The organism is Rothia sp. 27098_8_161 (assembly GCF_041432905.1).
Classification (GTDB): Bacteria; Actinomycetota; Actinomycetes; order Actinomycetales; family Micrococcaceae; genus Rothia.
On sequence record NZ_JAPWAL010000017.1, the window covers coordinates 18,980 to 45,109 of the forward strand.

General features: G+C 56.6%; 20 protein-coding genes and 1 tRNA gene. 5 read left to right on the forward strand and 16 right to left on the reverse strand.

Features of this window, described 5'->3' with window-relative positions; genetic code table 11:
* Positions 1-13: 13 nt before the first annotated feature.
* The 6 genes from O3648_RS06575 to O3648_RS06600 all read right to left on the reverse strand — a co-directional run bounded on the left by O3648_RS06575 (position 14) and on the right by O3648_RS06600 (position 8,257).
* Complete coding sequence (locus O3648_RS06575) at positions 14-2,257, reverse strand: N-acetylneuraminate synthase family protein (RefSeq protein ID WP_371569180.1); 2,244 nt, start codon at positions 2,255-2,257, stop codon at positions 14-16.
* Between the two features lie 90 nt (positions 2,258-2,347).
* Positions 2,348-3,076, reverse strand: coding sequence for an acylneuraminate cytidylyltransferase family protein (locus tag O3648_RS06580; protein ID WP_279741821.1), 729 nt, complete (start codon positions 3,074-3,076; stop codon positions 2,348-2,350).
* Entirely contained in the window at positions 3,076-4,176 is a 1,101-nt protein-coding gene (locus O3648_RS06585; protein WP_371569182.1) for an RNA-binding protein, read from the reverse strand. The genes O3648_RS06580 and O3648_RS06585 overlap by 1 nt, the downstream gene beginning before the upstream one ends.
* Positions 4,167-5,165, reverse strand: coding sequence for a glycosyltransferase (locus O3648_RS06590; RefSeq protein ID WP_371569185.1), 999 nt, complete (start codon positions 5,163-5,165; stop codon positions 4,167-4,169). The genes O3648_RS06585 and O3648_RS06590 overlap by 10 nt, the downstream gene beginning before the upstream one ends.
* 259 nt (positions 5,166-5,424) lie before the next feature.
* Positions 5,425-6,345 (reverse strand): glycosyltransferase family 2 protein, encoded by a 921-nt coding sequence (locus O3648_RS06595; protein WP_371569187.1) that lies wholly within the window; start codon positions 6,343-6,345, stop codon positions 5,425-5,427.
* Positions 6,346-6,448: 103 nt separating this feature from the next.
* Positions 6,449-8,257, reverse strand: coding sequence for an ABC transporter ATP-binding protein (locus tag O3648_RS06600; protein ID WP_371569190.1), 1,809 nt, complete (start codon positions 8,255-8,257; stop codon positions 6,449-6,451).
* Positions 8,258-8,977: 720 nt separating this feature from the next.
* Here O3648_RS06600 and O3648_RS06605 point away from each other — a divergent pair.
* On the forward strand, positions 8,978-10,099 hold the full coding sequence (locus O3648_RS06605; RefSeq protein ID WP_279789398.1) for a phosphotyrosine protein phosphatase: 1,122 nt from the start codon (positions 8,978-8,980) through the stop codon (positions 10,097-10,099).
* 136 nt (positions 10,100-10,235) lie between these two features.
* Here O3648_RS06605 and O3648_RS06610 read toward each other — a convergent pair whose 3' ends face one another.
* The 3 genes from O3648_RS06610 to O3648_RS06620 form a co-directional block, all read right to left on the reverse strand.
* Positions 10,236-11,216: a ribose-phosphate diphosphokinase gene (locus O3648_RS06610; RefSeq protein WP_279754304.1), complete on the reverse strand. Its 981-nt coding sequence runs from the start codon at positions 11,214-11,216 to the stop codon at positions 10,236-10,238.
* 20 nt (positions 11,217-11,236) lie between these two features.
* Positions 11,237-12,691, reverse strand: coding sequence for a bifunctional UDP-N-acetylglucosamine diphosphorylase/glucosamine-1-phosphate N-acetyltransferase GlmU (glmU, locus tag O3648_RS06615; protein ID WP_371569194.1), 1,455 nt, complete (start codon positions 12,689-12,691; stop codon positions 11,237-11,239).
* A gap of 87 nt (positions 12,692-12,778) precedes the next feature.
* Positions 12,779-12,849, reverse strand: a tRNA-Gln gene (locus O3648_RS06620).
* Positions 12,850-13,083: 234 nt separating this feature from the next.
* Between O3648_RS06620 and O3648_RS06625 the strand changes: the two genes are divergently transcribed.
* From O3648_RS06625 to O3648_RS06635, 3 genes are all read left to right on the forward strand, one after another.
* Entirely contained in the window at positions 13,084-14,913 is a 1,830-nt protein-coding gene (locus O3648_RS06625) for an ABC-F family ATP-binding cassette domain-containing protein (RefSeq protein WP_371569196.1), read from the forward strand.
* Positions 14,914-15,065: 152 nt separating this feature from the next.
* Entirely contained in the window at positions 15,066-15,548 is a 483-nt protein-coding gene (locus O3648_RS06630; protein ID WP_371569198.1) for a DapH/DapD/GlmU-related protein, read from the forward strand.
* A 1-nt stretch (position 15,549) separates the two neighbouring features.
* Positions 15,550-16,485, forward strand: coding sequence for a glycosyltransferase family 2 protein (locus O3648_RS06635; RefSeq protein WP_371569200.1), 936 nt, complete (start codon positions 15,550-15,552; stop codon positions 16,483-16,485).
* Between the two features lie 118 nt (positions 16,486-16,603).
* On the opposite strand, the gene O3648_RS06640 is transcribed toward O3648_RS06635, so the two are convergent.
* From O3648_RS06640 to rsmI, 7 genes are all read right to left on the reverse strand, one after another.
* The gene (locus tag O3648_RS06640; protein ID WP_371569201.1) at positions 16,604-17,797 is read right to left on the reverse strand and encodes a glycosyltransferase; all 1,194 of its coding nucleotides are present in this window, start codon (positions 17,795-17,797) and stop codon (positions 16,604-16,606) included.
* 77 nt (positions 17,798-17,874) lie between these two features.
* A complete protein-coding gene (locus O3648_RS06645) occupies positions 17,875-18,885 on the reverse strand; it encodes a 4-diphosphocytidyl-2C-methyl-D-erythritol kinase (RefSeq protein WP_371569203.1) in 1,011 nt (336 codons plus the stop codon).
* Positions 18,886-18,952: 67 nt separating this feature from the next.
* Complete coding sequence (gene rsmA, locus O3648_RS06650) at positions 18,953-19,825, reverse strand: 16S rRNA (adenine(1518)-N(6)/adenine(1519)-N(6))-dimethyltransferase RsmA (RefSeq protein ID WP_371569206.1); 873 nt, start codon at positions 19,823-19,825, stop codon at positions 18,953-18,955.
* Positions 19,826-19,870: 45 nt separating this feature from the next.
* Positions 19,871-20,566, reverse strand: a complete 696-nt coding sequence (locus O3648_RS06655; RefSeq protein ID WP_371569214.1) for a glycosyltransferase family 25 protein — start codon at positions 20,564-20,566, stop codon at positions 19,871-19,873.
* A gap of 466 nt (positions 20,567-21,032) precedes the next feature.
* Positions 21,033-21,860: a glycosyltransferase family 25 protein gene (locus O3648_RS06660; protein WP_371569208.1), complete on the reverse strand. Its 828-nt coding sequence runs from the start codon at positions 21,858-21,860 to the stop codon at positions 21,033-21,035.
* Between the two features lie 216 nt (positions 21,861-22,076).
* Positions 22,077-23,150, reverse strand: a complete 1,074-nt coding sequence (locus O3648_RS06665; RefSeq protein ID WP_371569211.1) for a TatD family hydrolase — start codon at positions 23,148-23,150, stop codon at positions 22,077-22,079.
* A 65-nt stretch (positions 23,151-23,215) separates the two neighbouring features.
* Positions 23,216-24,163 (reverse strand): 16S rRNA (cytidine(1402)-2'-O)-methyltransferase, encoded by a 948-nt coding sequence (rsmI, locus tag O3648_RS06670; RefSeq protein ID WP_371569212.1) that lies wholly within the window; start codon positions 24,161-24,163, stop codon positions 23,216-23,218.
* A gap of 198 nt (positions 24,164-24,361) precedes the next feature.
* Here rsmI and O3648_RS06675 point away from each other — a divergent pair, with 198 nt between their 5' ends.
* Positions 24,362-25,999 (forward strand): phospholipid carrier-dependent glycosyltransferase, encoded by a 1,638-nt coding sequence (locus O3648_RS06675; protein ID WP_279741795.1) that lies wholly within the window; start codon positions 24,362-24,364, stop codon positions 25,997-25,999.
* Positions 26,000-26,130 lie beyond the last annotated feature (131 nt).

Sequence of the window (26,130 nt, forward strand, 5' to 3'; positions counted from 1 at the left end):
GAGTGTCTACTTTCTACAGCCACTTCTCGAGGCGGTCCAGTGCAGTGAAGAAGCCCTCACCGTTATTGATGTGACCCTGCCAGATTTCGGGAATGAAGGATGCCTTCGGTGCCAGTTCACGCAGCTGCTTGCCCAGAGATGCCCAGTCAACATCGCCTTCGCCAACCTGAACGCCCTCACCGTCAACGCCGGTGCCGTCCACCAGGTGCAGGTGGATGGACAGCGGTGCCAGCTGCTCAACAGCCTCCGACAGCGGAATGTTGAGGAAGTTACATGCCAGCATGGTGTGAGAGATATCCAGGCAGAGCGCGGTATCGAATGCACGCGAGAACTCTGCGGTGTCCTTGGGATCCAGGAACAGGTTGTGGTACTGCTGACCACCCATCAGCCAGGGGTACGGGGGCAGAGTCTGAGCCGCCAGGCGAACGCCGGATGCGTCCAGACGCTTCAGCGCCTCACCGATACGCTCGTACTTCTCAGCACGTGCAGCGGCAGGGATGTGCTTGTCCTTGGTGAAGCCACCCATGGTCACGACCATGACCGGGTCCTCATCTACGGTGAAGTAACGGGTCAGGCCACGGGTGATGTCGATGGTGCGCTGAACCTCAGCGATGGAGCGCTCCCATACCTCGGGGTCCTTGGACGCGAGATCCACCAGGAAGTCACCGGCAAACAGGTCGGGCAGGTGAGTGGTGAAGCTCATGTCCAGCTTGGAGTCAAAGACGTCGTCGATGTTGATCTCGAGGTCCTTGTAGGAGAAATGGAACTCCAGGAAGTCCGGCTTTGCCTCTTCAATCAGCGGCTTGTAGTCGTGGTAACGAACCGGCAGGCCCCAGGGACGGTCGAACTTGAAGTCGCGGCGGGTCACCAGGTCGTCCTTCAGATCGCCCTCGAAGAAGAACGAGCCTTCTTCAACGTCGCGCTGCATGGTACGGCCCAGCAACTTCGGCAGGTAGTTCGGCTGCAGACCGCGGCCGGGGGACTTCACAGCCACATCGTCCTCAGTCACAACCTCACCCTTGGCAATGTGGCGGGTAGCGACCAGGGACTTCGCCAGGTTCACGCGGTTCATCAGCTCACCGGTGGACACCTCGCGAGGAGCAGCGGAGCCAATAGCGGCCTCAACCTCACGGATCTGCTGAACCATTGCCTTGAATTCCTCAGGCAGCAGGGAGACCGTGTGGTCGTTACCCTCAAGGGTCTTGTCAGTGGTGAAGTGCTTCTCAATGATCTTCGCACCGCGAGCAACAGCAGCGATCGGCACGTGGTAGCCACGTTCGTGGCCGGAGTAACCAACCAGGCACTGACCAATCTCAGCCAGGCGGTCCATGTATGCCAGGTTGACGTCCTTGAAGGGTGCCGGGTATGCGGACTGGCACTGCAGCAGAGCGTAGGATGCGCCAGCGTTACGCAGCAGAGCCACGGACTCGAGGATTTCCTCTTCGCGGCTCATACCGGTAGAAATCAGCATAGGCAGGCCACGGGAAGCAACGTCACGCAGCAGCTCGTGGTTGGTCAGGTCAGCCGAAGCAATCTTCATGCCCTGGATACCGTAGTCAACCAGCGCCTGAACGGAGGGTGCGTCCCAGGGGGTGCACATGATGTCCATGTCGTGCTGCTTGACGTGGTCGAAGACCTCGTACATCTGGTCAACGGTCAGGGAGAAGCGAGACAGCAGGTCCAGGGTGTACTGAACGCCCAGGTCCTCACCTGCGGTTGCTGCACCGCGCTGGCGGTACAGAGCGTCCATGTCGCGCAGCTGGAACTTCACAGCGTCCGCGCCGGACTCAACAGCCAAGTCCACCAGTTCCTTAGCGAAGTCAACGCTACCCTGGTGGTTGTTACCAATCTCAGCAATGATGAAGGAGGGGGAATCCTCGCTGATGGTGTGCTTACCGATGCGCAGAACGTCCTGCTCGTCCATTGCCAGCGCCACGAGGTGACCGCGCTCGTCGGTCAGCGGCACGTGGTTGATACCCTTCGCGAAGTATGCGCGCAGGGTCTCGGGATCAGCGTCAGCCGGTGCGGTCTGCGGGTTGGTGTTCGCTGCCTCCAGCGCGCTGGTCTCCAGGGATGCGGTCGGGTTAGCAATCAGCCAACGACGGAAGTCGCCGTCAGAGAGCGAACCGCGCAGGATACCGGACTCGTTCACCAGGAAGATGATGCGCTGGCCGTTAGCAGAAATCTTCTGCAGTGCGTTGAGAATCGGGTCTTCAGCGAAGACCACGTATGGGGCAATATTGCGTTCAATAATCACGATTTTGACCTTTTTATTTGAATGTTTAGTTGAATGCCTGAGTGCCGGTCAAGCCGGGAGCGGCAGACAAGGTACTGCCGCGGGTGAAGGTTACTTTCCTTCGGCCAGGATCTGAGTGAGCTGGTGCTCTGCCACGGAGAAGTCAATCGGTGCGTCAATGTCGACGCCCTCGACCTCGTCCAGCATGAACAAATCAATGGTACCGCCGGGGTAGCCCGCCAGGCGGTTGTGGTGGTCCATGTACACGTGGGTCTTGGTGATGTACATCGAGCCGTTCTCACGGTAGCGGAAGGTTTCCTTGGTCAGCTCCTGGCGGCGCGGGCGAGCCATAATCTCGAACGCCGCAGTGGGCTCACCGTCAGCGTGCCAAGTCCAGATGAACGGACCAATCGGAATCACACCGACCATGGAGTCCTTACCGTTCTCCGCGAACTGGCGGACCGCACGAGCCAGGGTACCGGGCAGACGCACCGGGCTGGTTGCCTGCAACAGCATGACAGCCTCGGGTTCCCAACCGTTTTCGGTGTAGAACTCGATGGCGTGCTCGATGACCGGTTCGGTTGCGGTGGTGTCTTCAGCCAGGTGTGCAGGGCGCATGAACGGCATTTCAGCACCGTACTCGCGGGCGATATCAGCCAGCTCAGCATCGTCGGTGGAGACGACAACACGCAGTTCGTGCTCGCCGGCTACTTCTTCCTTAGTAGCCAGTGCCTGCTCGATAGTCCATGCGACCAGCGGCTTACCCGCGATGGGGCGCAGATTCTTACGCGGAATACCCTTTGAGCCACCGCGCACGGGGATGACGCAGAGAATACGCATTATGCCTCCAAAGTTTCAATCATGAGTTCAGCGATACGCTGTGCCGGTTCCTTCTTCGGCTGAACCGGCGCCGGGGTCGGTTCCTGACCCCACTGGTTCATGCCGTAACGGTCCCAAAATTCCACCAGCCATGCCGGCGGTGCCGGGTGGTAAACCCACGCCGGGATACCGCGGATTGCAGCCTCCAGAACACCGGTAGAGAAGATGGACGCCACCGGGTTCGGTACCTCGTTCAGCGGGGTACCGGAGCGGTCAATGCGGATACCTTCCTTCTCCCACAGCTGGTGGGTCAGCACCGACAGCTTGTCCTTCTCGCTCGGGTGCGGACGGTAGCTTCCGCCGAACTTCTTCAAGAAGGAGCGCGAAGCGTACGCGAAGGATGCGCGCGGCAGTTCCGCACCGTGCATCTGGCCTAGGAAGATCGGTTCCAGGTCGTTCTGCTTCTGTGCCTCAGCACCGGTTGCCTTCTGCGACGCGAGGTAGAGCAGCTGCGAACCCACCGCGTGAGTGGTCACGTCGCGGCGACCCGATGCCCAGAACTCGGCGTCTGCCTCGCTGAAAGCCAGCAGGGTGCATCCGACCGGTAGCGGCGGCGCCTGAGGCACCAGCAGGCCGTGCTGAACCACCCAGTACTCAGCGCCAATTGCACGAGAGAACTCGTACGCTGCCGCACCGCGTGCGAGGTAGTGGCCCAGGGAGAGAACTACGCGCACACCGGGCAGAAGCTCCTGCAGCTGGTCTCCTGTCGCTTCCTGCTCGCTCCAGGCATCGCGGTCGTAACGTTCAGTGGCGTACTGGCCGTTGAGGTACTCCGAAGCGTCCTCAGGGACCCACAGGGCCACACCCACGTTTTCGAGGTACTTGAGCGGCTCCAATAGGGAGTTACGGCTCGTCGGCGAGAACGAATCGAGCACGATGAGCACGCGGGGTACGGCACCGCGGGTGTACAGCACGCCGCCGACGGGGCCTTCCTGTTCATCCGCGCCTCCGCGCAGACGTCCCACAAGAACGCGAGCCTCGCTCTTAGCCCATCGCAGGGTGTTTTGGCGCTTTTGCCAAGTAGCCCATGCGTCAATATCAACGGGATAGGTTAGGCCCATAGTTGCTCCAAGATCTTTACACGCTGATCGAAGGTGTGGTCGGCCAGAGTACGCTTCTGTCCGGCTTCACGAATCTGACGAGCCCATTTCGGCTCACGGAAAATACGGGTACAAATCTCGATGAGCTCATCAATGCTCTCGTAGACCAGAACCTCTTCACCAGGAATGTAGTAGCGATCCACATCGGCACGGTCAATCACCTGCAGAGCGCCCACGCCGGGAGCCTCAAAGGTGCGCATGGTGAAACCATCCTGGTTATTGTGGATGTTCAGCGTTGCCGGGGAGGACGCCATAATACCGTACGCCTCAGCGCGGTCAATATCGCGGCCTGCGGGCACACCGGAATCCTTGAACTGCTTAGTGCGCAGAATGTCGTAGGGGTGACGCGACCAAGCACGACCATAAGCACGCACCGGCAGACCGGCTGCGACCAGCGCCTGCAGGGTCTCCTCACGGTTAGGGTACTTAGCGCCCACGAAGTTGATGGAGTCCTCGCGCATGGGGACGACCGGGCAGTGGGTGTCGTAGGCGTTAGGCATGTCGAGCACCTCGAAGCCCTGCTCACGCAGGTGCTGCGCATCCAGCGGGCTGTAGCTTGCCAACGCACCCAGGTGGTGCAGGTCCTCTTCGGTGTAGCTCATGCGGCGCATTTCGTCGTAGAGCCAGGTACCATAGCGAACACCGGAAGTCTCCAGCAGATCCCACCATTCGCGGGAGAGCATATCGCCCTTAATGATCAGCACAATATCGGGGCGGAACTCATTGAAAGCGTCAATAGCCTTACGGGTTGCCTGCGCTGCGAAACTTTCAGGGCGGTACTTCTCGGGCAGCTCGTGGGCAAGCTTGTTGAGGATACGCTCGGGCAGAGTACCCGGCGCATCGTAGATGTGGGTGCGCACTTCGTATCCGTGCACTTCCAGAGATGCCTGAATTGCCTTCCAGTACCCGTGGAATGCGGGCGAGAGCAATAGAAGTTTGGTCTGAGTCATATTGAGGATTGAATCCTGTCGGCGTTTGCTATACGAACCCGCAGGGTAAAACCGTACGGTGCTATGTGTTGGAGTGAAGAGGAACGGAAAGTTTCACCTGCAATTTGAGGCAAAACATACCTATTAAAATTTTACAACGAAAGCAGGAGACGACACACGCGAATGCGTTGTGTCGCCTCCTACGTTCTGCGTGAGCCTTCTAATGAAGAGCAATAGAAATCTTGCGGAACTACCGCGGTAGATTCCGCACGTTCCGCGTCTAGTTCTCGCGGCGCTCTGCCTTGGAGATACGCTCCAACTCTGTGGCGAGGAAGCCACGAGCATCCACATCCTTATTGCGCAGGCCGCGTATCGAGTTCACCAGGAAGTTCACGTAGCTGGTCACACGCAGTAGGTTGGCCAGTTTCTTCTCCCAGCCCCATTTGTCCGCATAAATGAAACGAGCAGTGGTCAGCCACTGTACACGACGTTCGGAGGGCGAAGATCCGCCACCCTCGTGGGTTACAGTCACCGAAGGAATCAGGTAACGGTCCACGCCAGCGTTCCGGAGGCGGTACTGGAAGTCCACCTCTTCACTGTTCATGTAGAAACGCTCATCCATGCCACCAATGCGGTTGAAGGTCGCACGAGGAACGACCATGCACGCACCCATAACCCAGTCGACCTTCGCATCGGAGGTGCCGGTGCATGCCTCAACATCGTGGCCAACACCGCGGTGCCACCAGTTGGTCGGCTTGAAACGAGCCAACGGAGTGAACCACTCCCACGCCACATGCGCTGCGGTGGGGAACTTACGTGCCACCCACTGCTGCTTGCCGTCGTGGCCAATGATCTGCGGGCTAGCCAGGATCTCGCCGTGGCGTTCCACGGCTGCGAGCATGCGCGAGACGAAGCTGTTATCCAGCTCCAGGTCGCTGTTGAGGATGAAAACCCACTCACCGGTAGCGGCAGCAACACCAGAGTTCACAGCCTTACCGAAACCACCATTAACAGGGCGGCGAACCACGGTCACGCCCTCAACTTCGGGGAAGGGGGTGGGAGAAACATCATCAGAGACAATAATCTCGATATCAGTAGGGTCAATGCCCTGCTGAGCACGCAGAGTGTCAATAATGGCAAGAACCGGTTCCGGCTCGCCGTAGAAAGGAATAACCGCAGAAACACGGGGAGTATGAGTCACAATATGTCCTTTGAGTGATGTGCCGGAAATTCACAAGCTATAGAAGTCTAAATATGGGGGCGACCGTATCTATATCTGTATACGATCACCCCCTTAGTTTCAATTAGTCGGGCAGCTGGCCCAGGCGAACGAGGTTCGCGAATTCTTGGTTTGCCGCCTGAACTTCCTTAAAAGTTCCCTTATTGGCAATGCGGCCCTGGGAGAGGTATACCAGCTGATCAACGTTGCGCACCGTGGAAAGACGGTGAGCCACGATAATGACCGTAATGTCCTTAGAAATACGCTCGATTGTCTTCGTGATCTTGTGCTCGGTCTCGTTGTCCAATGCGCTGGTTGCTTCATCCAGAATCAACACACTCGGGTTACGGTACAGTGCACGGGCGATACCCAGGCGTTGCTTCTGGCCACCCGAAAGACGGGTCGCATTGTACCCAAGTTTAGTGTCTAAACCATTTTCCAATGATTCTACTACCTCAGTCAGCGCAGCAACCTCAAGACAGTAATTAACACGCTCCACATCAATCTCATGAGGCTCAAGGCCAAAAGCAACTGCTTCAATTACAGTGCAGTCTGCAATAAAAACGTCCTGAGGCACATATCCAATACGCTGATGCCAAGAACGCAAATCTTTCTGGATCGGCTCACCATTCTCGAGCACTTGTCCATGGGTCGGAGCGATAAGACCCAAGATAAGGTCAATGAGAGTCGTCTTACCCGATCCTGAGCCGCCCACGAAAGCAATTGAAGAGCCCATCGGGATATCCAGCGTAATGTTATTAAGGACCGGCTTATCACCATCCGGGTACTGGAAGCTCAAATTATCAACCTGAATGTTAATCGGTTCAATAGTTTTATTGATGTACTCATGGCCTTCCGGAACGATAGGCTTAGAAGCCAGGATAAACATTCGAGCTTCAGGTGAGAGCTGCTCGATCTCCTTCACGAGTTCATCGCTGGCATACTCACCAGCACGGATGTTACCAAGAGATGACACCATACGAGTATAGTTCGGCAGGATTCGAATACAAGCACCCGCAAAAAGAACCAGATACCCAGTACTATCTGCACCCTGAGTTGCGCTCATAAATGCAAGAAGACCCGCAATGCCCAAGATAAAAATAATCTCAAGGGTGTACTTAGGAAAATCCAAAAGGAAAGCACTACGCATAGAAGCACCTACCGATTCTTGACGCTTTTCCTGGTAACGATACATGTAACGATCGGCCGCATCGTACAGACGAATCTCACGGAAGCTGTCTACCGACTCAACCATCGCAGACCATGCACCCCTAGTCGCATTCAGGGCGATAACACCCTGTTCGCGGTTCTTACGCTTAAGAACACTCTGCAGAACGAAAGATGTCAGCCCGAAATAAACCATTGCCAGCAACGCTGGAACAGGCATAATAACCAGCAACATGACCATAAGCATTAGAATCGACAGCAATTCGCCGATAAATGATAAGACACCACCCACATAGGCGCCATATGCTTGGGTGGTAAGATCATTCACCGCGTTATAAATTGAGGCTGCGCCACGCTTGCGATGATCCAGATAAGGCTCACGAGTGTATCGATTCAAGAGGGCTACCGACACCGCGCTCTGTTGGGTTCCAAGAAAGCTAAGACTCCAGCGACGGATGGCCAACGAAAAAACGCCTTTAAGTACAAACGCAGCAACAAGAGTCAACCCGAAGATAATAATCAAGGTCGGAGTATCTGGGTCGCCAAAGAAATTAGAAACCTCCAAGATGAAACCCTCACGTGGAGCTCCTGTAGCAAGGTTCACCAGAGGAAGCACCAGCGCAACACCAAGCATCTCGACCAGCGATACAAGGAAAAGGCCAATGATATTGACGATGAGGAGCCTAAATTTCTTACCCGGGAAGAAAAGTCGGATCTTAGAGTACATACTCTTCACGATAAAACCTGCACCTTCTGCGGATAGAAATCCGCAATAGAACAAACCAATTGAATATGAGAAGAAACATTACAGTATCTGCAATAAATTCAGAGTTTTAATCCAAATTTTACTATTAGACACAAAGTTAAGCCTTCAACAATAAACAAGTTTTAAATAGATATTCCAAAATTTAACATTCTGCACCATAAGCATCGTTTCTAATATCCTGAGCCTGTTTAACTTCTGCTACCCAGCACAGAGGGAGACCTCTCCGAACCTCCCTTACTACCGCTGTATGGAGAAGAGAAATGTAACAAACTGTAAAGAAATTCATTAAATCTCAGCATCTTTTACCAAAAGATGAATCTAGTGTTTGTTGATAGAACAGAGGTTTCGTTATAAGAAGGTCCATGATGCCTTTCTCGACCCGCCATCAATTACAGACGGGCCCATGTATTTGAGGAGTGATGAGTAGAATCTACGCATAATTCTAGCATGCAGGCTTTCTTTAGCTTTGGAGAGCCTCCTGTACTTTAGGTCATTTTTAAACGGATGTTTATACGGCTACTGTTGCTCTTCTACGCACTTGTAGGGTATTCGCCACGCACAGGAAAAGGAACCGTTGAAAGTGCAAGTAACTCGGTATGATAGATACTATTCATTCAGCAAACCCGACACTTCCGGCTTCCCTGTTTACTGTTGGGTACGTCAATTAGAAAAGGCTTTTTGATGGGCATCTTCAACATCAAGTCCCTCAAGGACAAGTACACGTGGGGCTCCTCCGAGGACAAAACCAGCTCCGCAGAAACTGCTGAGGAGCAGCAGGCAACCGCCGCCTCTCTCACCGAAAATATTGCTGATGGAGTCCGATCCCTCATTAAGAGTAGCCCCGAGCTGGCAGGCAAGAACCGCCACGGGATAGCCAGTCGCACCATCTCCCCTGACGATTCCCTCCTTGAAGCAGTAGACGACTACGAGGCATACACCGCTACGCGGACCCCTCAGCAGGAAGTCACCCCGAAAGAAGAACTGAGCGCCGACGGCACCGCAACCATCTCGCAGCCTCTCACCCATACCGATATCGAGGCAGCCCCCGCTGACATCCTCGATGTAGACGCTAAGCCCACAGGCCCCAGCATTATCCGTGTAGGCCAGCACAACCCACCCACCGTTGATGCCAAAGAGCTCGCCAACCCCGAAGAAGCTAACAGCCAGAACGCACAGGCTTCCCGCCCGGCTACTACGCCTCGCGGCAAACGCCCCTCCCTCTTCAAGCTCTCCCCCAAGACTCTCAACCCTACCGACAGCGTCCGCAAAGACGGCCCCTTCGAAGCGCTCTTCGTATGCACCGGTAACATTGCCCGCAGCGCATCCGGTGAGGTGATCTCCAAGCACCTCGCCGCAGAATACGGTTTGGAAGACAAGTGGATTTTCTCCAGCGCGGGTACCGGCGCACTCGTTGGCCACGGCGTCTACGAGCACGTAGCCAACGAACTTATTGAGCGCGGCTACAACCCCGAAGGTTTCGCCTCCCGCCAACTTAACGGCCAGATCGTCGAGAACGCCACCATTATCCTGGTCGCTGAGAAGGTACACGCCGACTGGATCGTGCGCGAATGGCCCCAGCACCACGCCAAGATCAAGCTGCTCAAGCAGGTTGCACGTATCCGTGAGGATGCACGCCGCGCCGAGCCGCTCTCTTACCTCTACTCACACGGTGCTCGTCCGCTCGATAGCGACAAGTTAGAAGACCCCTACCGCCGCGGCCCCGCAGCAGCGAAAGTTGCCGTGGACGAGGTGGAGCAGTCCCTCCGCATGATTCTGCCTTGGCTTGCACAGGTACACCGCTAATTACGCTGCACCGTATAGAGCATTAACCCGGCAGGGACAAGTATCTGTCCCTGCCGGGGTAAGCTTTAGCTTCATACAACAAAAAGTCCCCCACCGGCCGACGGTCGGCGGGGGACTCTCTTTAGGCTTTAGAAGCTTAGTGCTCGAAAATCTCGGTCACAGAGCCCTCGTCGAAGACCTCGCGGATAGCGCGAGCGATCAACGGAGCGATGGAGAGAATAGTCAGGTTATCGAACTGCTTCTCTTCCGGCACGGGCAGGGTGTTGGTCACGACGACCTCCACAGCACCGCACTGAGACAGACGCTCAGCAGCAGGATCAGACAGAACCGGGTGGGTAGCTGCGATGATAACTTCCTTCGCGCCCTTGTCCATGAGGACCTTCACAGCGCCAGCAATGGTACCGCCGGTGTCAATCATGTCGTCAATCAGCACACAGGTACGACCCTCAATATCACCCACAACAGTCTTAGAAACAGCCTGGTTGGGGACGTTAATGTCGCGAGTCTTGTGCACGAACGCCAGGGGGGCGCCGTCCAGCAGATCAGCCCAGTGCTCAGCTACACGGACACGACCAGTGTCCGGGGAAACAACGGTCACGTTCGAAAGATCCTCAACGCGCTCGCGGATATGCTTCGCCAGAACAGGAATCGCGAAGAGGTGATCCAACGGGCCGTCAAAGAAGCCCTGAATCTGCGAGGTGTGCAGATCCACGCACATCAGGCGGTCAGCACCAGCAGTCTTGTATAGGTCCGAAATCAGACGTGCCGAGATGGGCTCGCGACCCTTGTGCTTCTTGTCCTGACGAGCGTAGGGGTAGAAGGGAGACACCACGGTAATGGAACGAGCGGATGCACGCTTGAGCGCATCGATCATAATGATCTGCTCCATGAGCCATTCGTTGATGGGTGCCGGGTGCGACTGAATCACGAAAGCGTCCGCACCGCGCACTGACTCCTCAAAGCGGACGTAGGTCTCGCCATTGGCGAAGGTGTATGAGGAGGTGGGCAGCAGGTCGTGATCAAGTGCCTGCGCAATCTCCTCGGCAAGCTTGGGGTGCGCTCGACCGGAGACCACTACAAGCTTGCGCTCACCAGGGTTGGTAATCTCGCTACTCATGGTGTTGTTCTTTCCTCGAATTAGGATTCTGCCGGTTCCTGCGCACCAGCAGCTTTAGCTGCCTCGGCGGGTTCAGTACCGGCACGGTTCTTCAGGACCCAGCCGTCGATAGTGCGCTGGGAAGTCTCAGAGTAGGCGAGGGCGCCCGCAGGAACATCCTTACGGATTAGCGCGCCCGCGCCGGAGTAGGCACCGTCACCGACAGTAACAGGTGCAACATAAATGCCTGCAGCACCCATACGGGCGTGTGCGCCAATCACGGAGCGGCTCTTCACCAGGCCGTTGTAGTTCGCGAAGATAGAGCCAGCGCCAATGTTCGCGCCCTCACCGATGGTGGCGTCGCCAACGTAGGACAGGTGCGGAATCTTTGCGCTATCACCAATCTGCGAGTTCTTAGCCTCGCAGAAAGTGCCAAGCTTAGCGTCCTTACCCAGGGTGGTACCGGGGCGCAGGTATGCGAACGGGCCAACAGTTGCACCTTTGCCAATGACAGCGCCGTGACCGTGCGCGCGGATGACGGTAGCACCAGCCTCAACGGTCATGTCAGTCAGGGTGGTGTCTGGGCCAATGGTAGCGCCGGTAGCGACGGTGGTAGAACCGTGCAACTGTACACCAGGCAGCAGGGTTACGTCGTTCTCAATGGTGACGGTAACATCAACCCAAGTGTTCTCAGTATCAACGACGGTCACGCCGTTACGCATGTGAGTCTCAAGGATGCGGTTGTTGAGCATACGACCCAGCTGAGCCAGCTGCACGCGGTCGTTAGCGCCCTCGACCTCCCAACGGTCCTCAATAGCCAGAGCGGAGGTGCGGTAGCCCTTAGAACGAGCGATGGACAGAACGTCGGTAATGTACTTCTCGCCCTGTGCGTTGTTGGTGGTCACCTCGAGCAGTGCCTCGCGCAGAACAGCGGCATCAAAAGCGTAAATACCGGAGTTAATTTCGGTAATTTCGAGTTCTTCTGGGGAAGCGTCCTTCGCCTCAACAATGGCGGTCACTTCGCCAGCCTGGTTACGGACAATACGACCGTAGGCGCCGGGCTCATCAATATGGGTGGTCAGGACGGTTACGGAGTTCTTGTCTTCTTCGTGGAAGGCAATCAGTTCGCGCAGGGTTTCGGGGCGCAGCAGAGGAACATCGCCGTAGGTCACCAGGACGGTGCCGGAGACGGGTGCCTGCGCATCCAGGGCATTCAGACCGACCTCAACCGCGCGACCAGTACCCGGAGTCTCGTCCTGATCAACGATGGTTACCTCAGGGTCAAATGTAAGCACATGCTCAGCGACCTTATCGCGCTGGTGGCGTACCACAACAGCGAGGCGCTCGGGGTTCAAATCTCGTGCAGCAGCGACAGCATGCTCAACCATGGATCGACCACCAATGCCGTGCATGACCTTGGGGGTAGCGGACTTCATGCGCGTACCAGCGCCTGCAGCGAGAACGATCACTGCAGAGGGTGCCAGTTCAGTGTTCACTGGGAAGACTCCTTAGACGAGGTTGCAAGAGTGAGGAGTGAGCGCGGACCGATAACTCTCTATCAACGGTGCCGTTGAGTGCTTACGCTCCGCCACTAGGACTCGAACCTAGACAAACGGCTCCAAAGGCCGCTGTGCTGCCATTACACCATGGCGGATTATCCTTACATTCACGACAAGCCCCCGCTAACGGGTCCTCATCGTCATGGCCGCAATTTTGGGCACAGAACAACGCAATGCAGGAAATGCTTTCCTCAGTTTATCAAATATCTGTGCTCAACTTAGCCGCACACCCCGCAATCCCCACAGCTTGTCTCACCGCCATCAAGTACCCCCTCATCAAAATTTGGAGCGCTACTTGAAGTAAAGACTCACCCTGTACCCTAGAAGGCGTGGCACATCTACTTGGCGGCGAATCGCTGCACCTCGAATTCCCTACCCGAACCATCTTTGAAGGCATCACAGTCGGCCTGAACGAAGGCGACCGCATCGGCATTGTCGGTCGCAACGGCGACGGCAAGTCCACCCTCATGAAGATTCTTGCCGGCCGGCTCGAACCGGACTCCGGCCGGGTTACCGTGCGCGGCGGCACCCGCATCGGTTACCTCGACCAGTCAGACATCCTCGACGACAACCACACCGTCGGCTACGCAATTGTGGGTGAAACCCCCGAATACGAATGGGCGTCGCAGGCACGCATCCGCGATGTCATCTCCGGTCTGGTCTCTGACCTTCCCTGGGATGCGCCCATCTCTTCACTCTCCGGCGGTCAGCGCCGACGTGTAGCAATCGCCTCACTGCTCGCGCAGGAGTGGGACGTGCTCATGCTTGACGAGCCCACCAACCACCTGGATGTTGAAGCCATCACCTGGCTCGCCAACCATCTGAAGTCCCGCTGGGCAAAGAATGCGGGCGGCCTCATGGTCGTTACCCATGACCGCTGGTTCCTTGACGAAATCTGTACCGATACCTGGGAGGTGCACGACCGCATCGTCGAACCCTTCGAGGGCGGCTACGCGGCGTATATTCTGCAGCGTGTAGAACGTGACCGTCAGGCAGCCGCAGCGGAGGCGAAGCGTCAAAACCTGATGCGCAAGGAGCTCGCCTGGTTACGCCGCGGTGCGCCCGCGCGTACCTCCAAGCCGAAGTTCCGCATTGATGCCGCCAACGCCCTCATTGCAGACGTCCCGCCCGTACGTGACACCGTGGAGCTAAAGAAGATGGCGGTATCCCGCCTCGGCAAGGACGTGGTGGATCTCGAAAACGTTTCTGTCGTCTATGACGATTCCTCGATGCCCGGCGGCAAGCGCCCGGTGTTGAAGAAGGTCACCTGGCGTATTGCCCCCGGCGAGCGCACCGGCATCCTGGGTGTGAACGGCGCAGGTAAGTCCACTCTGCTTTCTCTCGTGACCGGTGATCTGAAGCCGACCGAGGGCCGGGTCAAGCACGGTAAGACCGTGAAGATTGCAACCCTGACCCAGCAGCTCGATGAGCTGAACGAGGTTGCTAACGACCGCGTCTCGGATGTGATTGGCCGCAAGAAGCGTAGCTACATTGCCGATGGTAAGGAGCTGTCCCCTTCGCAGATGCTGGAGCGTCTGGGCTTTACGAGTGCGCAGCTGTCTACCCCGGTCAAGGACCTTTCGGGCGGTCAGAAGCGTCGCCTTCAGCTCATGCTGATTCTGCTGGATGAGCCGAACGTACTGATTCTCGACGAGCCGTCCAACGACCTGGACACCGATATGCTCGCCGCGATGGAGGACCTGCTAGACACTTGGCCGGGTACCCTACTGGTGGTCAGCCACGACCGTTACCTCATGGAACGTGTCACCGATCAGCAGTACGCCGTGATTGATGGTTCATTCCGTCACCTGCCTGGCGGTGTGGAGGAGTACTTGGCGCTCTCTGCAACCGGTGCTGGTGGTTCTGCCGCCGGTAGCGTGCAGGCGCGTGCCGCCTCCTCGGTGCAGCCTTCCACTGAGCAGGATATCCCGAAAGTCTCGGGTGCCGAGCTGCGTGCGGCGCAGAAGGAATCCGGTGCAATTGAACGCCGCCTCGCCAAGCTCGCTACAGAGCAGGAGAAGCTCTCCGAGCAGATGAGCGCGCACGACGCCTCGGACTACGCCGGTTTGGCGACACTCGGCGAACAGCAGCAGACACTTCAGGATGAGATTGACGAGCTAGAAATGCGCTGGCTCGAACTCTCCGAGCTACTGGGATAGCGTCTGCTTTATGTGCCATATATAACAGTGGGTTTCTTATCTACTTCTGCGGGATATCACCTCGTCGGGGCGATATCCCGCTACCATTATGGATAGTAACCTTTACCCCTTTTAGGGAGCATTTTTCCCTGTACACCCTTATGAAGGTATTCATGCTCAACACGCTCAAACAGCTCAAGCACCAGCATTTTCTGGAGCAGAAGACCAAGCGCCGCACGGCACGCATCGAAAAGCTCCGCGCCGCCGGCGTCTCCATTGGTGATGGCACCTACGTGCATCCCAGCTCCGAGATTCTTCCAGGGGCTCGGATTGGCTCCGGTTGCTGGGTTAACCACGATATCTTTATCGACTGCGCAGTACAGATGGGCGACCGCGTCTACCTGGGCCCGCGCGTCACCCTATGCACCGCAAGCCACGAGATGGGTCCCTCACGCCAGCGTGCAGGAAAAAATGTTGAGGCTCCTATCGTGATTGGTGACGGTTCCTGGCTCGGCCAGAACGTGTCCGTCATTGCTGGCGTCACCATCGGCGCCGGATGCATGATTGCCGCAGGTGCTGTGGTGGTCTCCGACTGCGAGCCGAATGGCCTTTACGCGGGTGTTCCTGCACGCCGCATTAAAGATTTGGGGGAGTAACATGAGCGAAAAGTACGAGTACGAAGCCTCTGTCGTGGTTCCTGTCTACAACGGCGCCGCATTCATTGAAAAGCAACTACAAGCGCTGGCTGAACAGCAAACTAGCCGCTCTTTCGAGGTACTGGTCAGTGATAATGGCAGCACTGATAATACCCGCACACTGGTAGAGAGGTTCAACGCCCCCTACCCGTTACGTTGGGTAGATTCCAGCAACATTAAGGGTCCCGCTAATGCCCGTAACGTTGGTGCGTTGGAAGCCCGAGGCAAGATTCTTGCCTATTGTGACTCGGACGACTACGTGGAAACCGGATGGTTGGAAGGCCACCTAGCGGTACACGACAGGCACAGCCCCGCGCTCGTTTCGGGAGCTAACCTGCACAATACCAATCCCGCTGAGGTGCTCAAAGCCTACGGCGTGCCCCTCGATTCTGACAAGAAGGTGTTGGAGAAGAGCTCCCTCGTGGAGACCGAAGACCAGGTACCTCCCTTCGCGGGTTTCCTGCCCTCAATTACCGGTTGCAATTTCTCCGTCCCGCGCAATGTATACCTACGTAACGGCGGCATGGATTGTAGCTACATCGCGGGGTCCGAAGAGACTGATTTCTCCTGGCGCGTGAGTCTAAGCGGCGTGCCCTTCTATAAGACCTACGCCTCGCTGGTACGCTACCGTCTTCGCTCCACCCCAAAGCAGATTTTCCGTCAGCAATATAACTACCAGTACTACCGTATGCTCCTCTGGGCTCGTTTCAAGGACTTAGGTATGACCGGCCCGAGCATCAAGTACTCGGTTATTGCTCTGGCGAAGTCCCTGCCACTGTTGCTCTTCCCTGCCACTCGTTTGGTGGGTGCACGAGAAGCCGGTGGGAACCTAGGTGCTCTCAAGGGGATGTTCCAGTACCGTTTCCATGCGGTTCCGGAACGTCAGCTCATGGGATAATAACGTATCTTTCGATGCACCTCTAATGGTTAGCCTGCAGAGGATATAGAAGAATGCCGGTTCTAGAGTAAATCTAGAACCGGCATTCTTCTATATAAGCATTCCTCGGTGCTTACAGCTAACGGTGGATAGAGCCAAAAACCTTCTCCCAACACTGAACAATATATTCGGGAGAGAAAATAGAGGACTTCTCAACACACAAAGCAGATTTTTTAGCTCTCAATTCATCATCACCTATAGCCAGGCGTAGCTGCTTCGTCAGCGCCTCAACGCTACGTTCTTCAGCGAGATAGCCGAATTCAGGCAAATAGTCCAACAATAGATAGCTGGAGGGGTAAGAAACCAAAGGCGTACCAACGCGCATGCCCTCTTGCAAAGACATGGGGCCACCCTCAAAATCAGAGGCACAAATGGTCAATGATGCTTCAGCATAGGCTTCAAGCACCTGCTCGGAGCTCAGGGGTCCACCCACCACGATACGCTCGGCGAGGGCAGGTTCAAGGGTCTCGAGAAGTTCATGCATCTGACGCTCAGTCTCGTCATTTCCGCTGCCGTTGAGCTTCAAAGTCCATTCAGGGAACTCCGGCGCACACGCAATGAAGCTCTCCAGAATGCGCATGAGACCCTTCTCAGCCCCATAGCGGCCAATATACTGAATAACTGGCTTCTTCTGCTGAGCTATGCCCATAATCTTCTGCTGAATCTCAGGGGTGATATAAACGTTAGGGTTAAAGACAGCGTCAACCGGGCGGTTCAGCCATTCAGCAAATAGGCGCGCGTCTCCTTCAGAAAGCGCGATGAAGGAGTCGTAGTAGCGCCCAATATCCTTAAGGGTCTTTTCACGAGTTGTGCGGTGAAAGCTGTCGAAAGCGCTGTGGAATTCGTAGAGATACCCGATCCCCTGCTTCCGCCCCTGTCGCGCATAGTCCACCAGATACTCAGCAATGTCGGTCATCGAGGTCAGAACAACGGTATCTTTGCCCAGCGACTGCAGGTAACGGCGGGTGCGCACTGCGTTATAGCGGTCCCACAGGGCGGTAAATGCCTTCTTAGCCGCCAGCACGGCACCCAGCGGTCCGGGGTTGTTGTACACCAGCTTATTATGGGTGGTCTTCGAGACAAGCGAACCGGCGCGGATCACAAAATCCGGGGTCACAGCGTCAGGGTTATCTCCCGTATTATCGTAGAGCGCCAGATAGCTAACGTTGTACCCGGCTTCTTTAAAGGCCCTGCCCAGGATCCTGTTAACGGTCGTAATACCGCCAAGAAGGCTAAAACGGTCCTGGGAGATAACAATATTTTTAACCTTCATAAGATTCTCCCTTTCCGCCAGAGAATAATAGAAGTCAGTGAGTGATAAATCATTATCTAGTGTGACAGATATACGGGCTACGCACTAGTAACTTCGGCAGCTACGGCGTGGTGGCCCTCAACACGAAGAGAGGTAGCGAGAGCCTCTGCTCGTGCTTGAGAAGAGGCCAATAGCAGCACGGTCGGACCGGAGCCAGACACCAGAGATGCGTGCACTGCCCCGTCATTGCGCAGGGCCAGGGTTTCAGCCAGCTGCGGGGCGCACGAGAGTGCGGGTGCCTGCAGGTCGTTACGCAACAGGGCCGCTAGGGAGGCGAGCGCCGCCTCCGAACCGTCATAAGAGTTCAGAGCTTCCAGAAGTTCTGCAGGTTCCACCAGCTCACCTGAGGCGGGGTACCGCCCCGAGGCGCGGCCCGCATCCAGCTGTTTGAAGACGCTGGGGGTGGAGAGGCCAAACTGTGCGGCAACGATTACCAGGTGCAGAGGCTCTCGAAGCGCCGTAACGTTCTGTAGCTCGGTACCGGTCCCCTGCCCCAGTGCGAGGGCCTGCCCGAGCGCGGCACGCACGCTAAAGGGAATATCGGCGCCCAGCTGCGCGGCGAGACGTTCATAATCTGTCTGGGTCAGGAGCGCACCGGTGCGGCCGGTTGCGTGCAGGTAGCGGTCCGTAGCAATGAGTGCAGCAGCCGCGTCCGCTGAACCGCCAGCCATGCCGCCTGCCACGGGCACAGCCTTCGCAATGTGCAGGTGCAGCGCCGGCGCGGATTCAACGCCGTGCCCAGAAATACCGTGTTCGGCAAGAATCAGCTCGGCGGCACGGTATACGAGGTTCCGCTCGTCCATCGGCACGTCGGCGGGATCGAACTGGCCAGCCTGCATCTGCTGATTCACCAGGGAACCGGGCACAATATCCATGCTCAAGCTCAGCCCCGGTATCTGCCCCTCAGAGACCGTAATGGTCTCCGTCAAAGAGACCGCCGCAAAAAGCGTAGTCAACGGGTGGTAGCCGTCCGGGCGGACATCCCCCACGGCGAGGTACAGATTGACCTTACCGGGAGCATCAACGGAAATAGCGGCCTGGGTACTCATCAGCGCATACACCTTTCGCGCGGGAACTCGCGAGAGAACGTCAGTGAAAAATTCAGAGCGGAAAAAGCTACTCCGCTACAGGCTCAGCCGGAATAGTCAGCGAAGCCTCCGCAATGCGGATAAAACCGTGAATATCCAGCTTCTCACCGCGTTCCGTCTGAGCGATACCGGCAGCCACCAGAATCTGCTCCGCACGCGCACCCGACCCCGCCCAGGAGCTCAACGCAGCGCGCAGAGTCTTACGGCGCTGAGCGAAAGCGGCGTCCACAATCGTGAACACCAGGTCACGGTCAACGGTAGAGAGAGGCTCCTCGCGCATGCGGAAACCCACCAGGCCCGAGTTAATCTTCGGCGCAGGCCAGAACACATTCTTGCCAATCACGCCCGCCTTATACACCTCGGCATACCAATTAGCCTTCACCGAGGGTACACCGTAAATCTTTGAACCCGGGGTCGCCGAAAGACGGTCGGCGACCTCGTCCTGAACCATCACCAGGGCGTGACGAATGCTCGGGAACTGCGCAAACAGATGCAGAAGCACCGGAACCGCCACGTTATAGGGCAGGTTCGCCACCAAAGCGTCCGGAGTGCGAGGTAGCTCGGTGACCTTCAGGGCGTCCATGAGCACCACGTCAATATCGCCCGCCTTCTCAGGGCGGAACTTCTCAATCGTGTGCGGAAGCTGCTGAGCCAGCGGCGGGTCAATCTCCACCGCCACCATGTCCTTCGCAGCGTCCAGGATACCGAGGGTCAACGAACCCAGGCCCGGGCCGACCTCCAGCACCGTCTCCTCCGGTGAAATCTCTGCCGCGTTGACAATACGACGAATCGTATTGGGGTCAATCACAAAGTTCTGCCCAAGAGTCTTCGTAGGACGAATACCGAGCATCTCGGTAAGCTCGCGAATCTCAGCAGGGCCGAGCAGGGGCAGATCGTTCACAGCGTTCCTTCACATAGGTGGATGGTGGGTAGGTTACAGTTTAGATTACCGCGAGAAACGCTGCTTTACCTCATCAATAGTGGCGTCCAGGGCGTTCTTTGCATTCGCCAAACGCATCTTCGGAGCCAACGCAATACGCAGGCGGTCAAAAGGGCTCTTGCCCTTCTGCGTCTCAGTCGCCATTTTATGGTGGCTCTTACCGGTTTCCAGGATGACGCTACTACCCTCCCAACCGCACAGGCCCGGCTGCACAAAACGCACATCCAAGCCCCACGCCTCATACAGGGGATAATCATCAGCCACAGTACCCGGAGCCTTATGCTCAAAATGCTTCACTAGCTGCTCAGCACCCGAACGGGACAGCAGGTACAGGCCAGTACACTCCACACGGTGAGGGCCGTACATTTTCCCCATACGGTACTTGCCGTACACCAACGGAGAGAGAAGAGAAAGACGGATATACGCCCTGCGCGGATTCATGACACCAGCATGGAAAGAATAATTATCAGAGAGATTAACAAGCTGCACCTCGGGATAACGCTCAATAATCCGCTGAACTACGCGATCTGCATCAGCAGAGATGAAAGCGTCGTCCTCAGCAATCAAAGCCCAGTCAGCATCGCTTGCCAGAAAATCGCGCCACATATTTATGTGGCTGAGCATGCATCCCTTTTCAGTTGCCGAAGGGGCACGGCCCCAGCGCTTACGAAAGGCCTCACTATCAAAATCTGCATCGGTCAGATGATCATCCCGGTTATCTACCGCGGGGTATCGCTGAAAATCCCGAGCAGGAGCCCCAACAGAGAAAAAAAGTCAAAACGATTCGCGCCGTCCAGACCCAGGACATATTTCAGGAATTTTGCCATGCTTTCTCCCCCTTGTCTATGGCTTCTATAGCACGCCCATACAGCCTTTATATAAAACGACGTGAGCTCTGTATGAGTTGCCGAAGTGTTGACCGAACAACAACATATACGAGATGCGCTAAGTACACGCGCGTACTATGAAATATTGCCTAGTCACTGAGCGAATAATATATAGAACAGCCTATCATTCAAGCGAAGATAACCCCAATAATTAGCACACTTCTTCCTGTTATATCCCACACTTTGCATACCGCCTCACATGCAAAGATTGAAGGCGCCCACAAAAAAGTTCCTCCCCACCACACATGTGGCGAAGAGGAAGTTTCGCAAAGAAGCTTTACTTACTTCACCTTGCCCAGGTGCTGCTTTACCTCATCGAAGGTTGCGTATAGAGCATTCCATACATTCTTCAGACGCGTCTTCAGAGCCAACGCAATACGCAGACGGTCCAAAGGGTTCTCGCCCTTCTTCTTCTCAGTCAGCATTTTAAGGTGGCTCTTACCGGTTTCCAGGATGACACTGCTACCCTCCCAACCGCACAGGCCCGGCTGCACCAAATATACGCCCACTCCCCACTCTCGATAGAGAGTAAAATCGTCAGCGACAACGCCCAGAGCCGGTTCACCAAAACACTCTACGAGTCGTTCAGCTCCAGAACGTGAAAGAAGGTACAAGCCGGTGCCGTGCAGAGGCTTCGAACGATACGTGCTACCCATGCGGTACTTGCCGTACACAAAGGGAGCGAACAGTGAAAGACGGGGGTAATCAACCTGCGGGTTGAGCTTGCCAGGTTCAGAAGCGTAAATATCGCACAGGTTAACCATCTGCACGTGAGGATACTTTTCGATAATCCTCTCCACTACAGGCTGCAGGTCAGGGGAAATGAGGATATCGTCCTCAGCAATCAAAGCCCAGTCGGCATCTGAAGCGAGGAAGTCCTTCCACATGTAGTAGTGGCTCAACGTACAACCCTTCTCGACAGGACTTGGGTCTTTACCGTAACGAGTCAAGAACGGCTTACTATCGAATTCTGCATCAGTGACATGATCGTCGCGATTATCTACCGCCGAATAACGCTTAAAATCTTGAGCGGGCGCCCCCACCGAGAAGAAAGAATCAAACCGGTTAGCGCCATCCAGGCCCAGAACATACTTCAGAATCTTTGCCATAGTATCCTCCTAAAACACCAGCCATGGGGGCTATACATAAACTCTTGTCGGGATGTTCGCAGCACCAATTATTGAGGCACTATACGCACCTAAATACTGCAAACCAAATCATGGTATAGCTGTCTGAGTGAGTTTGTTTGTAGCCGTTACAGTCTAGCACGCAGGCACGCACCGCGAGGCTGCCCAGAATATCTATCCGCTACAGGCTGTACGCGCCTACCACTGACCGTAAACCCGCTCCGAATTCTCACGAATGCGGCGGCATAGCGCCTCCAGCTCCTCACCACGGTGAGCCGCCATGAACCGCACCGTGTAGTTCGTCATGTAGGACGCGTTCGGGCGGCCACGGAATGGATGCGGGGTCAAGAACGGCGCATCAGTCTCAGCAAGAATCAGCTCCGGGCGAGCCATCGCCAACGACTCCTGAATACCCTTCGAGTTCTTGAAGGTCACCGTGCCGGCAAAACTCATGTACCAGCCGCGCTCATTGCAGATTGCGGCAAGCTCCGGACCACCCGAGTAGCAGTGGAACACGGTACGTTCCGGCGCACCCTCTTCATCCAGAATCCGCACAACATCCTCGTGCGCATCCCGGTCGTGAATCTGCAGCGCCAGGTTGTGCTTCTTCGCAATGCGAATATGCTCGCGGAAGCTGTAGTGCTGCGCCTCCATGCCTTCTTCGCCGGTGCGGAAATAGTCCAGGCCGGTCTCACCAATAGCGCGTACACGGTCGGCGGTGGCGAGCTCGTCGAGGGTGGCGAGCGCCGCCTCCAGCTGTCCTGTTGCAGCCAGCTCGGGGGCGGTGTTGGGGTGAATTGCGATAGCGGCGAGGACACGCTCATCAGCCTGCGCGGCGGCGACCGCGTATAGGGAGGAGGGGATATCGCATCCGACCTGCACGATGGCGGCGATGCCGAGCTTCTCACCGGCGTCAAGTGCGTCGCGGGCGCTGATTTCTACTTCGCCGTCGAGCAGGTCCATGTGGGTGTGGTTATCCACGATGGGGTACGGCAGCGGCTCGGGGGCAGGCGGGAAGACCAGGTTGCGGCTACGGCCGTTCTCGCCGGTGGTAGAGCGGCGGCGGGTTCCCTCTCCGCCTTCGGCATCGCTGATGCCGGTGTAAAGTTCCGCCTTATAGGGTGCGGGTACTTCACCGGGCACCGGCTCCCAGCCTTTAGGGAGGGCGGTTGTTTGGAGTGCCGTGGGGGTGGGCAGGGTGTAGTTCGCCAGTGCGGCGAGGGAGTTCAAGTACTCCTGGGTGATTTCAGGACCGGGATGGCTCTGACACATTGATAAATCCTCGGGATAAAACTACGGGGTAAAGCTGGGGGGTAAAACTGCGGGGTGTTTTTGGGCTATTCGGAGCGGGCAGCCAGTGCCGCCTCGTACAGGTCACGCTTGGAGGTGCCGGTCTCAGCTGCGATCGCGGCGCAGGCGCTCTTGAGACGCTCTCCGCCAGCCACGCGGTCGAGGACCAGCTGTACTACGTCCTGCGCTTCGGGGGTTTCGGGGGCTTGTGCCCCCTCAACGATAATGACTATTTCGCCTCGGACGCGTTCAGACTCAGCCCATTCGGCAAGCTCAGCCAGGGTACCGCGTCGAACCTCTTCGTGAAGCTTGGTTAGCTCACGACTGACCGTTCCGCGGCGGTTGGCGCCGAAGGTCTGCACGAAGTCTGCCAGGGTTGCGGCGGTGCGGTGCGGGGATTCGTAGAAAATCATGGTGCGCTCCTCCCCCACCAACGATGCAAGACGGCGGGTGCGCTCGGAGCCCTTGCGGGCGAGGAAGCCTTCAAAGGTGAATCGTCCGGTGGGCAGACCGGAGAGCGCGAGCGCGGTCAACGCCGCGGAGGGACCGGGCACCACGGTGACGGGCAGGTCGGCTTCCGCGACGGCTGCGGCGGCAACGTAACCGGGGTCGGAGATGGTGGGCATGCCCGCATCCGAGAGCAGTAGCACGCGCTGGCCGTCCTGTACCGCTTGCACGATGGTTTCGCTGCGTTCGGCTTCGTTGTGGTCGTGGTTGACGATGATGCGGCCGCGCGTGCGCACGCCAAGCCCGGAGGCGAGGGTTCGTAGCTTACGGGTGTCTTCAACGGCGATGAGGTCTGCGGTGGCGAGGGCTGAGCGCAGTCGGTCGGAGGCATCGGCAAGGTTGCCGATGGGGGTACCGCCGAGGATGAGCACGCCGCCTTCTTCGGAAGTGACGGCGGTGTCAGCGGTATCAGCGATGTCAGTCTGGGGTCCCTGGACCGTTTCTAAGGGGTCGGTGGTTGCTTCAGTGTATTCTGCGGATGCAGTCATGGCAGGCCTCGTGTCTGTGTCTGGTCTTCGTGTACCCACTAAGTGTAACGCCCGCGCTCTGTCGGATGCCGGGTGGGCTTACTAGGCGAGGTAGAGGATAGAAGTAGCTAGTGCGAGTGGGGGGTCCGAGTGCGTCATATATGCCGTTCACGTGCTGAAATGGTGCATCGTACCTTCTGACCCTTTAGGATTGATGGGGTGAAGATACCTAAGCTACTTTCTCCCGCATCTGCCGCTCCGGCTGATTCGACCCGTTCTTCGTCTGAACATGGTCGTTACAGCCTCGATTCTCTGCTGGATGCGCTCGCTGTTGCCTATATTCGTGCCCCGCGTTGGGGTTGGTTGGCGCCTGCATTGATTGTGCTGGTTGCCGGCATTCTGCGTTTTTATAATTTGGCGCATCCGAATGCCATTGTTTTTGATGAGACCTACTACGCCAAGGATGCCTATTCGTATGTGCATTACGGCTATGAGCTGAGCTGGTCAAAGGAGGCTAACGCTTCCTTCGCTGCCGGTCACCCGTCGGGTCTGTTGACGGATTCGCCGGAGTATGTGGTGCATCCGCCGTTGGGTAAGTGGATGATTGCTGCGGGCATGGCGATTTTTGGTGATAATAATCCCTTTGGTTGGCGTGTTTCTGCTGCGGTGGTTGGCACCCTGTCGGTGGCGTTGATTGCCTATTCTGGCTGGTTGCTGTTCCGTTCGATGACTGTGGCGACTATTGCGGCGCTACTGGCTGCTGTTGATGGTCTGATGCTGGTGGAGTCTCGTCTGGCTCTGCTGGATATTTTCCAGATGTTCTGGATTTTGGCGACTTTTGTGTGTCTGGTGCTTGACCGTATTCAGGCACGGCGTGTGTTGGCGCACCATATTGCGGAAGCAGCACGCCAAAATAGCGGTGTGCTTCCACCGACGCCATGGGGCCCGAGTATGGGTCTGCGTCTGTGGCGTTTCGCTGCCGGTGTATGTGCCGGCGCTGCGGTGGGCGTGAAGTGGAATTCGTTGTTCTTTATTGCGGCGATGGGTCTGCTGACGGTGTTCTGGGATATTAATGCTCGCCGTATTGTGGGTCTGAACAAGTGGGGTTTGACGGCGCTGGTGCGTGATGGCATCCCCGCGTTCTTCCAGATGATTGGTATGGGTCTGCTGGTGTATCTGAGTACCTGGGCGGGCTGGTTCCAGTCGTCGAATGCGTATTTCCGTCGCTGGGCGGTTGAGAACCCGGGCAAGGGTGTCATGTGGCTTCCTGAGGATTTGCGTTCCCTGTGGGAGTACCATGTCTCGGCGTTTAAGTTCCATTCTGGTTTGAGCAGCCCGCATACATATTCTTCGCAGGCGTGGCAGTGGCTGGTTTTGGGTCGCCCAACCTCGTACTACTATGAGTCGCCGCAGTTGGGTTCTTCGGGTTGTACCGTGAAGTCGTGTTCCGAGGCTATTTTGAATATCGGTAACCCGGCGATTTGGTGGGCTTTTATTCCGGCGATTATTGTGGCGCTTCTGATTCTGCTGCTGAAGCGGGATTGGCGTTTTGGTGCGCTGCTGGTTGTATTCGGTGCGGGCTATTTCCCGTGGTTTATGTACCCGACTCGCACGATGTTCTATTTCTATGCGCTGTCCTTTGAGCCGTTCCTGATTCTACTGTTGGCGGGTGTTTTGGGTCTGGCTCTGTCGGGTTCTCGCGGTTCGGTGTTGCGTGCTCGTTTGGGCGTGACGCTGGTGGCGATCTACCTGGTGGGTGTGCTGGTGTTGAGCGCGTACTTTATGCCGTTGTGGACTGCTCAGGTGATTCCGTATGAGCAGTGGTATTCGCATATGTGGTTTAAGTCCTGGATTTAGGATAGCTCGGCTTTTGGGCTTGGGTTTTAGGCTGGGGATCTAGGCTGAGGTTTTAGTCCTGGTTTTAGACCTGGGTCGCAGCGCGATCGATGCGAGCTTAGGTATAACGAAGGAGGCTGGGTTCTACCGTG

What these genes read in the sequence shown, in the direction of transcription:
- O3648_RS06640 (WP_371569201.1), bottom strand. Translation starts at nt 17,797, where the DNA reads ATGAAGGTTAAAAATATTGTTATCTCCCAGGACCGTTTTAGCCTTCTT.
- O3648_RS06600 (WP_371569190.1), bottom strand. Translation starts at nt 8,257, where the DNA reads ATGTACTCTAAGATCCGACTTTTCTTCCCGGGTAAGAAATTTAGGCTC.
- O3648_RS06590 (WP_371569185.1), bottom strand. Translation starts at nt 5,165, where the DNA reads ATGACTCAGACCAAACTTCTATTGCTCTCGCCCGCATTCCACGGGTAC.
- O3648_RS06610 (WP_279754304.1), bottom strand. Translation starts at nt 11,216, where the DNA reads ATGAGTAGCGAGATTACCAACCCTGGTGAGCGCAAGCTTGTAGTGGTC.
- O3648_RS06630 (WP_371569198.1), top strand. Translation starts at nt 15,066, where the DNA reads ATGCTCAACACGCTCAAACAGCTCAAGCACCAGCATTTTCTGGAGCAG.
- O3648_RS06585 (WP_371569182.1), bottom strand. Translation starts at nt 4,176, where the DNA reads ATGGGCCTAACCTATCCCGTTGATATTGACGCATGGGCTACTTGGCAA.
- O3648_RS06580 (WP_279741821.1), bottom strand. Translation starts at nt 3,076, where the DNA reads ATGCGTATTCTCTGCGTCATCCCCGTGCGCGGTGGCTCAAAGGGTATT.
- O3648_RS06660 (WP_371569208.1), bottom strand. Translation starts at nt 21,860, where the DNA reads ATGGCAAAGATTCTGAAGTATGTTCTGGGCCTGGATGGCGCTAACCGG.
- O3648_RS06665 (WP_371569211.1), bottom strand. Translation starts at nt 23,150, where the DNA reads ATGTGTCAGAGCCATCCCGGTCCTGAAATCACCCAGGAGTACTTGAAC.
- rsmI (WP_371569212.1), bottom strand. Translation starts at nt 24,163, where the DNA reads ATGACTGCATCCGCAGAATACACTGAAGCAACCACCGACCCCTTAGAA.
- O3648_RS06635 (WP_371569200.1), top strand. Translation starts at nt 15,550, where the DNA reads ATGAGCGAAAAGTACGAGTACGAAGCCTCTGTCGTGGTTCCTGTCTAC.
- O3648_RS06605 (WP_279789398.1), top strand. Translation starts at nt 8,978, where the DNA reads ATGGGCATCTTCAACATCAAGTCCCTCAAGGACAAGTACACGTGGGGC.
- O3648_RS06645 (WP_371569203.1), bottom strand. Translation starts at nt 18,885, where the DNA reads ATGAGTACCCAGGCCGCTATTTCCGTTGATGCTCCCGGTAAGGTCAAT.